The sequence below is a fragment of the Streptomyces sp. NPDC000941 genome, from assembly GCF_053599555.1.
Genome location: NZ_JBSFMM010000008.1, coordinates 68,200 through 82,587 on the forward strand (window position 1 = coordinate 68,200; position 14,388 = coordinate 82,587).

Here is a 14,388-nt window from a genome sequence, read left to right on the forward strand (position 1 = left end):
CAAGCTGCCCTGCCGCCAAGGGCCCATGTCATGGCTGCCAGGAGGCGACGACATCCGCTGCTCCCCAGAGCAGATCGATCGTCGAGGTGTCCAGCTGTTCGGCAGCACCGGACAGCGAAACGACAGCCAGCCCGGTACTGCCTGGAATGAAGCCGGGCACGTGTCCCGTGCCCTTCTGGAGGGCCACGAGATCGTGCTGGTCGAACGGCGACGCCAACCATTTGATCGACCCGGTGAAGAAGAGTCGTTCAGCGACGGGCGACCTGTCCGCGCCGATCAGGTCGATTTCGGGGTTGAACTGACGATTCCACCAGCCGCCCACCGCTTCCACTTCGGGCCACGGCAGAGCACCGCTCGCCGCGGCGATTTCCAGCGACTCGCGGATGAGGGGCTCGACGGCACGTCCCCGCCAGGCGTTCCAGCGACGCTGCACCAGCTGGAAACCGGCTTCCGGGCGTCCGCGCAGAGCCAGCTGCTGTGCGGTGCGCAAGACAGCGAAGTACAGCCGAAGGTTGCTGTCCGCCACTCGATAGAGGGCCGGCTTGCCGGCCTTGGTGGACAGTGGACTGTCGGCGGCGAGCACGCGCTTCTCATCCGTGAGGCGGCGCAGGAGGGGCGAGAGAGCGCCGGATGGCAGGGCTCCGCTCTGGCTGCCCGCCGTGGCGGCGATGTTGGCATGTGTGCGGTCGCCGCTCCCGACCGCCTCCAGTACACGGCGTGCCTGGTCCGGAGCGGGGAACTCGGCCATGAGGGCCGAATCCGGGATGCTGAACAGCGGTGAGGCGGGATCGGCGCATTCGGCCTCGATGAACGTCAGGGCGGGTTGACCGTGCGGCCAGGCGCGGATGATACCGGGAAGGCCACCGGACACGAGGTGCGCGTCGATGGCTTCCGAAGGGGGCAGGCCCAATGCCCTCCCCGTCTCGGCCGGGTTGAGCGGCCCCAGCACCAAGTTGTCGGCACGGCCGTAGAACGGGCGGTCGTAGGCGGTGAGCCGTTCCATCATGTGCAGGTCGCTGCCCAGCAATATCAACAGCACAGGCCGACTGGACAGCAGGCGGTCCCACGCGGTCTGCAGCGTCCCGTCGAAGACCGGATCCTGCTCGGCGAGCCAGGGGAGCTCGTCGAGTACCACGATGGACGGTTCCGCGGGCAGTACCGAAGTGAGTACCCGGAACGCGTCGGCCCAGCTCGCGGAGGAATGCACCGGAACCAGCTCACGGTCCGGCGGCAGCGTCGACTCGCGAAGCTCGTCGAGGAAAGCCGTCACCCCTTCGACAGGTGAGGCACCCTTGATCGCGGAGAAGAAGACATAGGGCGCCTGCGCCTGGTCGCAGAACTCCTGAACCAGCCGCGATTTGCCGACCTGTCGCCGTCCTCTTATGGCGACAGCGATGCCCGTACCCGTTTGGGTGACGCGGTCGAGTCGTTTGTGGAGCAGCTTGAGCTCGGCAGAACGGCCGATGAAAGGTGCGGGGGACGGTGCGGTCATGAAGGTCCGCTCCCAAGTAGAATCAGTTTACGTAAATCTATTTTACCTAAATCCCTCTGCCTTGCCACACCGAGGCGCAGACCGCCCGTTGTGCGGACGCAGGTCTGGTCGCACCTCTGCCTGGGGTGCCACCAGCACCACTACGAGATCGGCCCACCAGCAGCGGTGGATCTGTTGAGCATTTACCGTTTGTTACCAGCTGGTCTCTGATAGTTGTCTTGATCGAGGACCGGGCTTCATGCCCGGCGCAGCGCCTTCCGAGCGCTGCAGGGGAGGGGGGATCTGCATGGGCGTCATGACGCGCGACGAGGTCATCGCCATTGAGCAGAAGGCAGTCGACCGCGCCTACCACTGCTACTCCGAGCGGCTGAAGGAACTTTCCGGCTTCTCGGTCGCCTCGGCCTCTGCCAGTGGCAAGGACAGTGTCGCCAACCGGCTGGAGGCCGAGGCGCGGGCTGCGTCATATGGCGGTCTAGGCGAGGAGTCGCTGGTCATCGGCCGCATCGACGCGCAGGAGGGACCTGGCGACGAAGCCGAGACGTGGTACGTCGGCAGGCGTGCCGTCTCCGACGTCCTCACCCGCGACATCGTCGTCGTGGAGTGGACCAACGCAATGGCGAAGAAGTGGATCGAGGCGCTCCCTGATGCTCCGGGCGACGTGCTTCTGCGCCGCAAGCTGCACTGTGCACAGCACGTCGTCCAGGATTTCCTCGACGAAATCGCGGTGCCGACCGGGCCGTCGGCGGAGGATGCCGACCCGAAGCCGGCGCCCGCCGACGTACAGCAACAGGGGAAAGCACACCCGCCCGTTCCTGCTCCCGCCAATGTCACCCGCATCCAGCGCCGGAAGCCCCAGCCGCTCGATGACTTCCTGCTGCGCGAACTCCAGCGCTCGCGCGGTGGCGGCATGCGGGACATCGTCGAAACCATCCGACGGGACCAGATGGCCCTGGTCTCCGGATCTCCATCGGACGTCCTCGTCGTGCAAGGTGGCCCGGGTACGGGTAAGTCGGCTGTCGGTCTGCATCGCGTGACCTGGCTCGTCAACAACGAGCACTTCAAGGCCCAGGACATCCTCGTCATCGGCCCACACCAACAGTTCCTCGAGTACGTCAGCCGGGTGCTGCCGACGCTCGGCACCCGCAACGTGAACGCCGTGCAGGTGCGTCACCTGTGGGACGGGGGCGAGACCGTGGGGAGCGACACTGCCAAAGCTCGGCTGGTGAAGTCCGACGAGCGTATGGCCGCCGTGCTGCGGCGTCGAGTGGAGCAGGAATGCCGCCCGGCGGCCATCGACGAGTTCACCACCACCGCCACGTACAAGGACGCCAAGCCCGAACTCACCATTGCCATCGGCCGGACGACGCTGCGCGTGCCGCGTTCGGAGGTGCTCGAGCTCCTGGACGAGGCTCGCGGTGATGACGGCTCATACCGGGAGCGTCGTGAACGGTTCCGGAGCCTGGTCGTCGACCGCTTGCTGAGCGAACTGTTCACGCAGGCTCCGCGCCGCAGCCGCGACGACACGATCCGCCGCGATCTGCAGCGCAATCGGCAGGTCGAGCGCCTCATCGAGCGGGTGTGGCCGTCGCCCGGCGCCAGAGAGGCGCTGCGGACCCTCTACCACTCGCCTGATCTCCTGCGTTCCTGCGCCGACGGGATTATCGACGACGAGGAACAGGGTGCGCTGCGCCGGCCCCGCGCCGAAACAGCCGACGCGGAACCCTGGACGCTCGACGACCACGTGTGCCTCGAAGAGCTCCGCCACCTGATCAGCGGGGAGACCCCGCAGCGTTACGGGCACATCGTCATCGACGAGGCCCAGGACCTGACGCCCATGCAGGCCCGCTCACTGCGGCGCCGGTCGGCGGCGAACGGATCCATGACGGTCCTGGGAGACCTCGCCCAGGCGACCGGCCCCCACGCGTACACGGACTGGAACCGGGTCGGCGACCTACTCTCCGACCACGGAGACTGGCGGGTCGACGAGCTGAGCACGAGCTACCGCGTGCCGACCGAAATCATGGACTTCGTCTCCCCGCTGGCCCACACGATCGCACCCGCGTCTCCCCGGCCGCGGGCGGTGCGCGCGGCGGGCGCTGCCGCCGTGCAGATCGTGGAGACCGAGCCGTGGCGGCTCTTGGAAGAGACCGTGGCCCAGGCCACCCGCCTCGTCGGCACGAACGACGGGCGCACCCTGCGCTCCGTGGCTGTCATCGTCCCTGACGACTCCGGCTGGCTCGGTGAGATCAGCCGCCAGCTCGACCAGGCCGAGAGCGTCAGCGAGCTTCAACGCGAGGTGGTGTCCGTTCTGCCCGCAGCTCAGGCCAAGGGCATGGAGTACGACCACGTTCTCGTCATCGAGCCGGCGACCATCGCGGATCGGGGGCCGGCAGGGTTGCGCCAGTTGTACGTCGCCCTGACCCGCAGTACCCAGAGTCTGACCGTCCTGCACGCTTCTCCGCTTCCCGCGGCCCTCACGAACACGGTCGACGCCGGATCTTCCGGCGCCACGGCGGAACCGGAGCCGAGCACCGGCCTCCCCGAGATCGGCACCGACGTCCGGGTCCGGGTGCTGGAGCCGGGACCCGGCGGGCGCTACAAGGTCCGGGCCCTGTCCCCCACGATGGACATACCCCTCGTCCTGACCGTGCGGCACGGGTCGGTTCCGCCCCGTCGGGGCGAGGAGCTGGACTGCTGGGTGTTCGCCCACGAGACGAGCCACTGCCTGGTCACCGCAGACCAGAGGGGGCGTCATCCGATCTCGCCCCGCATGGCGGAGCGGTACGTGGCTGCGCTCGGGGTCCTCCACGAGCTGATCGAAGGTGCGGCGCCGCAAGACGCCCGTGACCGCCTGTCCGAACTGAAGGGCATGGCCAACCGCGTCCTCCGCCGCGACCAGGCGGACTGGGTGGACGTACGGCGCGTGCTCGGATCCCCTGACAGGAACCGCCTTGGCCTGCTGCGCAACCTCGCGACCAGCACGCACCGGGCTCTCAAGGACGACAATTTCGACGTCAGCCGGCTTCGGGACGACTTGACGAACTCTGGCTGGCTGCCCGCCTTGGCCGAAGCCCGCGAGGAACTCCAGCGTCGCCTGGCCTCAACGGCCGAACCGCCGTCGGGGACGACTGTATCCCCCGCCGGCCAGCAGCCTGAGCAGAAGGAAAACGAACCCATGACCACCGTCGACATGCCCGGTCCGACAGCACCTGTCGAGAAGCCGCTCCTGCTGGCATTGGAGACCCAAGCGGCAGCCGACCGGACATGCAAGAAGCACGAAGCGGTACGGCACACGCTGAAGGCGGCTTTGCTCTGGGCGGACCTGCAGCCCGAGGATTCCCCGATCGCGGACGTCAGTTGCGTGGCTGACGATGGCCACCTCCTGTACGAGGTTCTCGGGTCCGGACACTCGTCGTACGCCGATCTGCGTGCCGGGGCGGTACGACTCATGGAGATCAACCACGCTCTGCCGTCCACTGCGGACCGGCTCTACCTGGTTCTCTCCGAACCACCCGCCGAGGACTGGTCAGCTGCCACCGTGCGCGAGGTCTTCGGCGTTCACGTCCTCTGGCGAACTGCGGACGGCTGGGCCGGCCAAGACGCAGCCACTGCCTTGAACCCCGGCCGGGCATAGCGCGCAGCATCGCCAAGGTCAATCGGAAATCGGGCCTTCGGCCGCTGCGGATGGGGCCGCCCTTCGCGGCCCCCTGCCGCGCCCCGGTGTTCTGCCGCGGGACAGCTGCCGGGTGGTGAGGGAACCAGGCTGCTTCACCACCTACTTGGTTTGCCGGAGCCTCCTCATGGTCAGGTGTGGCGCCGGGACCGGCTGTCACCGTCGGAGGGGCCGCCGCTGCCGGTGGTGATCGCCGGCGTGACAGCCATGGGGCGACTCTCTCACCTTTGGGTACAGCCCTGGATACACTGTGTAGCAACAGCGCGCTCGACCACCTCGACCGGAGGCAGACGTGGCCCGTGCCTGGGAGGCTGACCCGTCCGCGTTATTCGAGCGTCGGCTGGGGAGATCGGCCGAAGAGCTGGGGAACTCCGATGGCAATGACGAGTGCCCGGACATCTGGCAGCTCAACAATGGCGATGTTGCCGTGATCGGCAGAGATCTGACAGCCGTCTACCGCACCCGTCTGCCTCAAGGCGTGAACCTCGCTCCGGACGAGCGGTTGGTCGTCATCCCAGGGAACATGCTCAGCGCGGCAAAGAAGGACATCCCCGATGCTTGATCTCCTTGCCCCTGCCCTCACCCCTGAGCAGGGCGAACGGCTCACCCGGCCCGCTTACAAGCAGGACTTCCGGGAACGGGAGGACGCGATCCGTGACGGGAGTTCCTGGAAGCTGGAACGCCGGCAACACTTCGAGGAGCAGGGCAGTCCGAGCCGCGACGCCCTGCGCCGGGGCGACTGGGATGAGGCGCTGCGGCTTCTCGCCGACCGGCGCGACACCCTGGCCGCGGCCGCTCAGGAGGAGGCACGCAGGGGTTATGCCTTTCATCGTGTGCGGGTGGTCGAGAAGCCGCTGACACCGTATGTGCAGTGGGAACTCCACTCCCAGCGGCAGCGTGCGCAGTACGGGCAGAGGATCAGGGTCGTCCCTGCTGAACGGGTGGCTGCTTCGGAGAGCACTTTCCCGCTCCCTGAAGTGGTCGTGGTCGGAGGTCTCACCCTCTTCCAGGTCCTGTACACCGAGACAGGAGTTGCGAACGGTGCGATCCGCTACACCGACCGTGATCTTGTGGCGCGCTGGGAGAACTACATCAAGGCGCTCTACGCGGTAGGTGAAGATGTGATCTCCTACTTCGACCGTGAGGTGGCACACCTTGACCCGCCGACGCTGAGCGCAGAAAGGGAGTAGGCCGATCGCAGCGCCAGGCGGAGGGGACGAGCAGTCCGGCAGCACCCATTCCGAGCTGTCGGGATCCTCACGTGACGTCGTCCAGGCGAGGAATGTCCACGGAGGCATCCACTTCCACACGCAGGACAAGCCGGACCCGGGAAGTTCCGCCAGCCCCACCCCACGCCAGTTACCGGCTGACGTACGCGGATTCGTCAACCGCACCGATGAGCTCGGCGAGCTGAACGCCGTTCTCACCAGCGAGGACCGCGGTCCGCTCGTCGTCTCGGTATACGTGATAGCCGGCACCGCCGGCGCCGGAAAGACATCGCTGGCACTGCGCTGGGCGCACCAGGTCCGGGAGCGTTTCCCGGATGGCCAGCTGTACGCCAATCTCCGCGGCTACGCCCCTGGGGAGCCGGTAGCGGCGCGTGAGGCCCTGCACCGCTTCCTCACCTCTCTCGGCCTCGCAACCAATGCCGTACCGCAGGACCTCGACGCCGCTGCCGCGTTGTACCGCTCGTTGCTGGCCGACCGCCGGGTACTGGTCGTCCTGGACAACGCGGCCACCGTCGGCCAGGTCCGGCCGTTGCTGCCTGGGAACGCGCACAGCCTGGTGCTGGTCACCAGCCGCAGCCGCCTGTCGGGCCTCGCCGTCCGTGACGGGGCCCGCCGCCTCACGCTCGGTGTGCTGCCGGAGCCGGAAGCGGTCGCCCTGCTGCGGGCCGTCACCGCTGGGTACCGGCCGGTGGACGACGAGCGGCAAACAAGCTGAAGTAGCGGCTGAGGCGGAGGTCGCCATCGCTGATCGACAGCCCGTATGGCTTTCGGCGCTCGGTGCTGGCCACCTGGCTAACGCGGGAGTGGCCTCCATCGAGATAGCGGTCGGGCGGGTAACAAACTCGGGTCTCGGGGCCTTTGCTTTGGCCTGTTGCGCGCTCGTCGCACTCAGGGGTAGATAGGGAGCATGTGGCGGAACTATGGCCGTAGTGTCAGAATCCCCCCACTGCAAGATCCGAGGGGGGACATGCCAAACCAGCGCGATGCCATCCGGAGCAGGGTTGATGAGGACCATGGGGTTACCGCTGTCTCCATGGGATGGCTCCGTGAGCACTACGAGCCGGAGTGGGGACGCTTAAGCGTTGGGCGAGCAGTGGAGATCAGCACTTGGCTCAAGAAGTCCGAGATCATGCACCTCCCGTCGCCACTGCCGCCCCGCGAAACGGCGGAGGTCATGCTCTATAGACCTCAATCGCTGGTCGGCGCCTATATCAGTGCAGCGCGCTTGGAAGGCGTCTTCGAAGGTCATCCGGAGGCAGCTGCGGACTTCCTCGGCTCGCTTGCTGATCGACTGGTCGATGGCTCTGCCCTCACTGGCCCGACCTGAGCCTGGGGATCAGCCAATGCAAGAGGCCCCAGCGTTATCCGAGGCCTCGGCGTTCTCAGACGCGGAAACGACCCAAGATCCCTGCCACGAATACGCCACGACCGCCGGCGAACAGCGGCTCAGCGTTGCACTCGGCTGCACATACGCGAAGACGCTGTACTCAGCGAAAGTGCTGTGTACAGGATCCTTAGTCAGGCCAGGGGCGACCGAACCGTCGTGAACCTGGTGGGTTCGCGAAGCGACGCGGCCGCCCCGTCGAGATCGGCCAGCCGGGAGGCAAGCGTCGCTTCTGCCAGGCGCTGTGGCAGAGCCGCGCTGAACTTCAGCCCGGCCAGGGCACGAGGGTCCACAGCGGGAAGACACAGATGCTCCGCGCCCTCCGCAACCGCCTTCTTCCACTCCTGCGGGGTGATGTCCTCACGTAGCCGGACGTACGCGTCCGTGGGCCGCTGGAAAGGGTCGGCGACGGAGGTGAGCGTGGCGGCCAGCGTGGCATTGGCCCGATATCCGGCCCAGGTCCACCAGCGCACGTTCGTGTCGCGCCCGCCCCGGACGATCACGGTGCCGCCGGGGTGTACCAGCTCGGTGCTTCCCTCACGGGCCTGAGCGAGGGCACCCTCGGCGCGCCGGGTCAGTGTGACCGGTGGTGTCGTGCCGAGCAGCACTTCTCGCGCTGCTTGCATCAGCTCGTACGAAGCGGTGCGGATGAAGCCGACCCCGCCCCAGCGAGCCCTTCCGCCACCGTCCACCGGCTCGACGAAACAGCGGCGCCGCGACCAGTCGATGTAGGTCACTTGCCAGCTGCGTCCGGCGAGCAGCAGGCGTCGCGGTCCGACGATCTCGTCGGTGAGCAGCGCGGGGTCCGTGGTGCCGATCAGGGTGCGGCCGGACAGCACGGTGAACTCGGGCGCCGCGGTGAACACCGCGGTGAGGTCCATGAAGTGCCGGAAGCCAAAACGCTGTTCCGCTTCAGGGCCGATGAACATGAGCCCGCCGTCCACGTCCAGATAGCCTTCGTCGATCAGGTGGCGCACGATCGGCTCCGCCGAAGCGCCGAACGGGCCGAGTCCACGCCACCATTCCTGCCACAACCGGTCACCCACACGGTGTTCTTGCAGGCAGAGAGCGAGGATCTGCTGGGCCGCGATGTGACGGGGTTCCGGAGGCGCGATGACGGGTTCCACCCAGCCGCGGGACCAGAGCAGGAGGAGCGCGGTCGCCGACAGCAGGCCCGCCTCGTCCACCGTCAGAAAGAGGCAGTTTCGCCTTGAGCCGGGCCGTCGCCCGGTGCGCCCAAGGCGTTGCAGGAAAGAGGCGACGGTGCCGGGCGCATCGATCTGGATGACCCGGTCCAGGTCACCGACATCGATGCCAAGCTCCAGCGTGCTAGTGGAGACGATGACACAGTCACGGGCCTCGGCGAAGGCTTCCTCCGCCCGGCGCCGCTCGTCGACGGACAGCGACGCGTGCGAGAGGAAGGTGGTCACACCTTTCGCGCGCAGAGATTCGCCGAGCTTCTCGACGTATTGGCGTGACTCGCAGAAGACCAGGCGCTTCTCTCCCCGGTGCAGGGCGGCGATCACCGTCGCGGCATTGGCCAGGGATCCCACGTAGTCGAGCTCTATGTCCCCAGGAGGAGGCACAGTCGGAGCCTTCTCCCGTAGGTGTGGGGCGACGACCCGCGCCGTGCGCTTGCCCGCTCCGGATCCCTGCAGCCATGTCAGTAGCTCATGGGGGTTTCCCACTGTCGCGGAGAGCCCGACCCGCTGGACCGGCCGGCCGGCCACGCGCTCCAGCCGCTCCAGCACAGCCAGCAGGTGCCAGCCCCGGTCGTCACCCGCGAAGGCGTGCACCTCGTCGACGACGATGGTCCGCAGCCCCGAGAAGAACGCCCGATGGTCCACGTTCGCGCTAACCAGCATGGCCTCCAGAGACTCCGGAGTGGTCAGCAGTACATCCGGCCGCTCGCGCAGGATGCGCTTGCGGCGGGTATGGGGGACATCACCATGCCAAAGTGCGGCGGTGCGTCCCAACCATGATGTGTAGGTCTCGAGCCGGGGCAGCAGATTATTCAGCAGTGCCTTGAGCGGACAGACGTAGAGCACCGAGGTGCCGGTCCAGTTCTCTTCGGCCATCCTCGACAGTAGAGGGAAACACGCAGCCTCAGTCTTTCCACCTGCGGTGGGCGCGAGCAGGATGGCATCCGAACCGTCCATGAGCGGCGCGATCGCTTCCTGTTGGAGGGGCCGCAGACCGGGCCAGCCCAGAGAGTTCACGATGTGGTGGATCAGACCTCGGTGCAGCCGGTCCAGTGGCTCGGCGGCCTCCGGCGCCTCCGTCATGGAAGGTCCAGTGCGATGTCATCGGCGCTTGTGGCTGCCGCGGCATTGCGTTCGACCTCGCTCAGCTCGGCCGCGTTCACGGTGAGCGCATAGTGCTTTCGCGGGTCGAAGTCCTCGAACTGATCGATACGGTCGAGAACGTCGCCGACGAGTTTCTTCAGGAACAGCCTGGGCGCGACCCCTACCTTTCCGCCCAGTGCCCCGCCCACGGCTTTGGCGAGGTCGCCGATGTAGGTCTCGTCCGCGACGCTCGTGACACGGTCCGGGTTCGAAGAGCCGCTGGCGTACAGATCACGGATGGTCAGCCCCAGGCCGATGAGCGAGTCAAGATCGAAGCCGGAGAGCCGCAGCTGCACCGCGCGCGGATTGTCGAAGCGGGGATCGGTGGTGAAGTCGGTGGCCAGCCGTTGAGCCAGGGGGGCCAGCCGCTGGACGCCCTGCTGGCCGTCGTAGAACGCGGGCGTCCCGGTGACCAACAGATAGAGCCCGGGGAAGCGCCCCGAATGCACCTCGTCAATGAGCTGGCGCAGTGCGTTCAGCGCCTTGTCACGTGCGTCGGAGCGAACCCGCTGGAGCGTCTCCACCTCATCCAGTACGACGAAGAGCCCCGCATGCCCGGAGTCCCGCAGCACGGTCAGAAGGCCCTGCAGAAATCCAAGGGCGCCGAAGTGGTCCAGATCGCCGCGCACTCCGGCGGCCTTACGGGCAGCGGCTGCCACGTGCGGTTGTCCGCCCAGCCAGGCCATGACCGCAGACGCGGTGACCTCGTCACCGGCCGCGAGAGCGGCCCGGTACCCCCGCAGCGCGATGGCGAACGACGGAGCGTGCCGTGAGACCTCGGCAAGCCGGGCCGTCATCAGCCGTTCGACCTCGTTGGGCAGCTCATCCTCCGGGGTTCCGGCGGCGAGAGCGTCCTCTTCCAGGGCGTAGGACCATGCGTCCACCACGGGCCGCAGGGCGCTCGGGGGGAATCCGGGAGTGGTCAACCGCTCGGTGAGCCGACGGTAGACGGTCTCCAGTTTGTGCAGCGGTGTCTCGTTCTCCGAGATCTGGATCTCGGCGACAGCGAAACGACGTCGCTTGGCGCGTTCGCCCAGCCACCGGGTGAAGAACGTCTTGCCGGAACCGTACTCGCCGCGGACCGCCTTGAAGACCGAAGCACCTGAAGCGACGGCGTCCAGCTCCGCGTCGAGTGCCTGCTCGAACCGCTCGAGGCCAGTCGCCAGGAGGCCGAGTCCGCTTTCGGGAACGGCTCCGCGTCGAAGGGCGTCGATCACATCACGGCGTCGGGCGGCACTGACGGGTCCGGTTCGGCCGGGGCTGTCTGTACTCACCCCGTCAGTCTCGCACTGCGAGGGATACATCTGACCGTTGCGCTATGGCACTTGACGCACGAGTGGTTACTTGGTGCAATCGTCTGTTCACCGTTCAGCCTCAATCCGGGAGAAGACCCAGCGTGGCGCTCGACGGCCTCAATCTAGGCAATGTTCTCAAAGACGTCGCATCCGGAGCTTTGCAGCTACCCGATTTCCAACGCGAATGGGTATGGGATGACGAACGCATCAGGGCCCTGGTCGCCACGGTGACGCTCGACTACCCGCTCGGCGTCGTGATGGCGCTGCAGACCGGCGGCACCCCCAAGTTCAAGCCTCGCACGCTCAGCGGCGCGGAGAGCGCGGAAGGCACCGTCCCCGAGTTACTGCTCCTCGACGGGCAGCAGCGTATGACCTCCCTCTTCCAGGCGCTGTACCGGGACCATCCGGTGGAGACGGTCGACGGGCGCGGTAAGCCGCTCGAGCGCTGGTACTACATCGACATCGCCAAGGCCATCGGGGCGCCCGCGGATCGCGACGACGCCGTCGTCTCCGTCCCCGAGGACCGGATCCTCAGGTCTGGCTTCGCTCGCAAGGTCGTGCTCGACCTGAGCACGACCGAGCAGGAGTGTGCGGCCGGCTTCTTCCCGCTCCACATCGCGTTCGACCCGCATCGTGTGAACCAGTGGCTCCAGGAGTTCGTGAAGGCCGATCCGGCGAACTGGGGCGTCTGGAGCGAGTTCCAGCAGCATGTCCTCAACCATGTGCAGCAGTTCCAGGTACCGATGATCAAGCTCCCGGCCTCTACCACCATGGACGCCGTGTGCGCCGTGTTCGAGCGGGTGAACACCGGTGGTGTGTCGCTCAACGTTTTCGAACTGCTCACGGCCACGTACGCGGGCAATCAGGAGCATGTCGCGGAGTACGGCGACTATTACCGGCTTCCCGTCGAATGGGAGCAGATCAAGAAGGACCTGACCGCTTCCTACCCGGTGTTCGGACGTATGGAGGCCGGTGTCGAGGACGGCCTGAGCAGCAGCGACTTCCTGCAGGCCGTCGCCCTGGTGCGCACCTGGGAGGAGAAGCAGGCCAGGCTCCGCAGCTCGGTGTCGTGCAAACGCCGTGATCTGCTGCGTCTGCCGCTGGCGGACTTCCGGCGCCTGGCACCGCGGGTGGCAGAAGCTTTCAAGTGGGTGGGCGCGTTCCTGGAGCAGCAGTGCATCGTGCGCGCGGCTGACCTTCCGTACCGCACCCAGCTCGTCCCCTTGGCCGCTGTCCGGGCCGTCCTCGGCGAGGCGACGGACACTCCCGGAGCGGACGAGCGAATCGCTCAGTGGTACTGGTGCGGTGTGCTCGGCGAGATGTATGGCGGATCGACGGAGAGCCGGTTCACCCGCGACGTGGAACAGCTCATCGGCTGGGTCGGGGACGCTCGAGAGATCATCCCCGACACGGTCACCGAAGCCGCCTTCCTGGACGACCGGCTGGACAGCCTGACCACGCGCAACAGCGCCGCCTACAAGGGCATCTACGCGCTGCTGGTCAAGCAGGGCGCGGTGGACTGGTACTTCACCGAGGCACCACTCACCGCGGGTCGACTGATCGAGCACAACGTGGAAGTACGGCAGATCTTTCCCAAGGGATGGATCGCCAAGAACGCTTCCAACCGCGCCGCGAAGGCGAACTCGATCGTCAACAAGACGCCGCTGTCCTTCCGAGCGGGCCGGAGCATCGTCGGTTCCCCCGCCGTCTACCTGAAGTCGCTCACGCTGGAGTCGGGGATGCGCCCCGAGTGGTTCGACGACGTCCTCGCCACCCATCTCGTCGATCCGACGGCGCTGCATGAGGCGGACTTCGAGCGCTTCTACGAGAACCGCGCCCGGCAACTCCTCGACCTGGTGAAGTCCGCTATGGGCAAGCGCACCGTCTTCCGTGACACGGCGGGCTGGTGAGCGAGGCCATGTCGCAGACGCCGTCCGAGGAACAGCTTCACGCGCTCAAGGGCGAGAAGATCCCGGTGAAAGACCTCCTCGCGCTCTTCGGGACGCGCGTGAGAAGTGACCAGGCCGTGCTGGTCATCACGCAGAGGCTGAAGGACGCCGGCCTCTCCACCGTTCCCTACTTCGCCAACTGCAACGGCCGGGCCGATGTCCACATCGTGCCCCTCGAATCCGTCGTGGCCCCGGAGGAGGAGTCGGACGGCGAGGAGGAAGAGGAGGAGACGGATGGCCTGACGTCTGGAGCACTGCCTCCGCACTCCTTCCGGATCGGGGATCTCCCGGCCGCGTATGGCGGGGTCGACTGCGTGCCGTCGAACGCGCAGGTCACCACGGCCACCTATCTCATGCGTACCAAGAATTACTCGCAGGTGCCCGTCATCGACGGCAGGACGACTCTGCATGGCGTCGTCACCTGGAGCTCGGTGGCCAAGATGTATGAGACCAACGGAGCGATCAGCCTGGCCAACGCCTTAGTGGACGATCCGCCGATCGCCGCCTCCCCCCAGGACTTCTTCTCTCTTCTGCCGATCATCAGCGAGTACGGCTATGTGCTTGTGAGGGACAACAGCGGGCAGTTCACCGGAATCGTCACAGGCGCTGATATCACCGAGCGTTTCGATGCGACGGCATGGCCCTTCTTCGTGGTGGGAGAGATCGAGTTCCGGCTCCGCAAGTGCCTGGGTGCGGCCCTCGACCCTGACAACATCCGCGCGGTGCAGCCGAAGAACAAGAAGACCGGTCAGATAACCGATCTGATGTTCAACGGCTACGTCAAGCTTCTCGACGGTGACCAGCAGAACCCGGCCCTCTGCCCCCTCGCCGACCAGAATTGGCAGGCCCTAGGCTGGACCGGGGTGGACCGCATCCAGTTCGTGCACCAGCTCGACCGGGTGCGTGTGGTCCGCAACATGATCGCGCACTTCGACCCCGATCCGCTGTCGAAGAGGTTGAGTGACGAACTGCGCCAGTTCGTGGGGCTGCTCCGGCAGCTCGCCTGACGCCGGCCGCCGCG

At 66.8% G+C, this 14,388-nt stretch carries 10 protein-coding genes; 7 read left to right on the forward strand and 3 right to left on the reverse strand.

What is annotated here, in order from left to right; translation table 11 throughout:
• Nucleotides 1–28: 28 nt before the first annotated feature.
• Entirely contained in the window at nucleotides 29–1,492 is a 1,464-nt protein-coding gene (locus tag ACWDSL_RS05240; protein WP_450481882.1) for an ATP-binding protein, read from the reverse strand.
• 286 nt (nucleotides 1,493–1,778) lie between these two features.
• On the opposite strand from ACWDSL_RS05240, the gene ACWDSL_RS05245 reads away from it, so the two are divergent.
• From ACWDSL_RS05245 to ACWDSL_RS05265, 5 genes are all read left to right on the forward strand, one after another.
• Entirely contained in the window at nucleotides 1,779–5,126 is a 3,348-nt protein-coding gene (locus tag ACWDSL_RS05245) for a HelD family protein (RefSeq protein ID WP_450481884.1), read from the forward strand.
• 331 nt (nucleotides 5,127–5,457) lie between these two features.
• The gene (locus ACWDSL_RS05250; RefSeq protein WP_450481886.1) at nucleotides 5,458–5,727 is read left to right on the forward strand and encodes a hypothetical protein; all 270 of its coding nucleotides are present in this window, start codon (nucleotides 5,458–5,460) and stop codon (nucleotides 5,725–5,727) included.
• Nucleotides 5,720–6,355 (forward strand): DUF6879 family protein, encoded by a 636-nt coding sequence (locus tag ACWDSL_RS05255; protein ID WP_450481888.1) that lies wholly within the window; start codon nucleotides 5,720–5,722, stop codon nucleotides 6,353–6,355. The genes ACWDSL_RS05250 and ACWDSL_RS05255 overlap by 8 nt, the downstream gene beginning before the upstream one ends.
• 274 nt (nucleotides 6,356–6,629) lie before the next feature.
• Nucleotides 6,630–7,109 (forward strand): hypothetical protein, encoded by a 480-nt coding sequence (locus tag ACWDSL_RS05260; RefSeq protein WP_450481890.1) that lies wholly within the window; start codon nucleotides 6,630–6,632, stop codon nucleotides 7,107–7,109.
• Nucleotides 7,110–7,487: 378 nt separating this feature from the next.
• On the forward strand, nucleotides 7,488–7,721 hold the full coding sequence (locus ACWDSL_RS05265) for a hypothetical protein (RefSeq protein ID WP_450481892.1): 234 nt from the start codon (nucleotides 7,488–7,490) through the stop codon (nucleotides 7,719–7,721).
• 191 nt (nucleotides 7,722–7,912) lie between these two features.
• On the opposite strand, the gene ACWDSL_RS05270 is transcribed toward ACWDSL_RS05265, so the two are convergent.
• Both ACWDSL_RS05270 and brxD read right to left on the reverse strand, forming a co-directional pair.
• Entirely contained in the window at nucleotides 7,913–10,063 is a 2,151-nt protein-coding gene (locus tag ACWDSL_RS05270) for a DEAD/DEAH box helicase (RefSeq protein WP_450481894.1), read from the reverse strand.
• A complete protein-coding gene (brxD, locus tag ACWDSL_RS05275; RefSeq protein WP_450481896.1) occupies nucleotides 10,060–11,397 on the reverse strand; it encodes a BREX system ATP-binding protein BrxD in 1,338 nt (445 codons plus the stop codon). Before brxD ends, ACWDSL_RS05270 begins: the two co-directional genes overlap by 4 nt.
• Before the next feature lie 122 nt (nucleotides 11,398–11,519).
• Here brxD and ACWDSL_RS05280 point away from each other — a divergent pair, with 122 nt between their 5' ends.
• Nucleotides 11,520–13,328 (forward strand): GmrSD restriction endonuclease domain-containing protein, encoded by a 1,809-nt coding sequence (locus ACWDSL_RS05280; protein ID WP_450481898.1) that lies wholly within the window; start codon nucleotides 11,520–11,522, stop codon nucleotides 13,326–13,328.
• Between the two features lie 8 nt (nucleotides 13,329–13,336).
• Nucleotides 13,337–14,374: a CBS domain-containing protein gene (locus tag ACWDSL_RS05285; RefSeq protein WP_450481900.1), complete on the forward strand. Its 1,038-nt coding sequence runs from the start codon at nucleotides 13,337–13,339 to the stop codon at nucleotides 14,372–14,374.
• The last annotated feature ends 14 nt before the right edge of the window (nucleotides 14,375–14,388 follow it).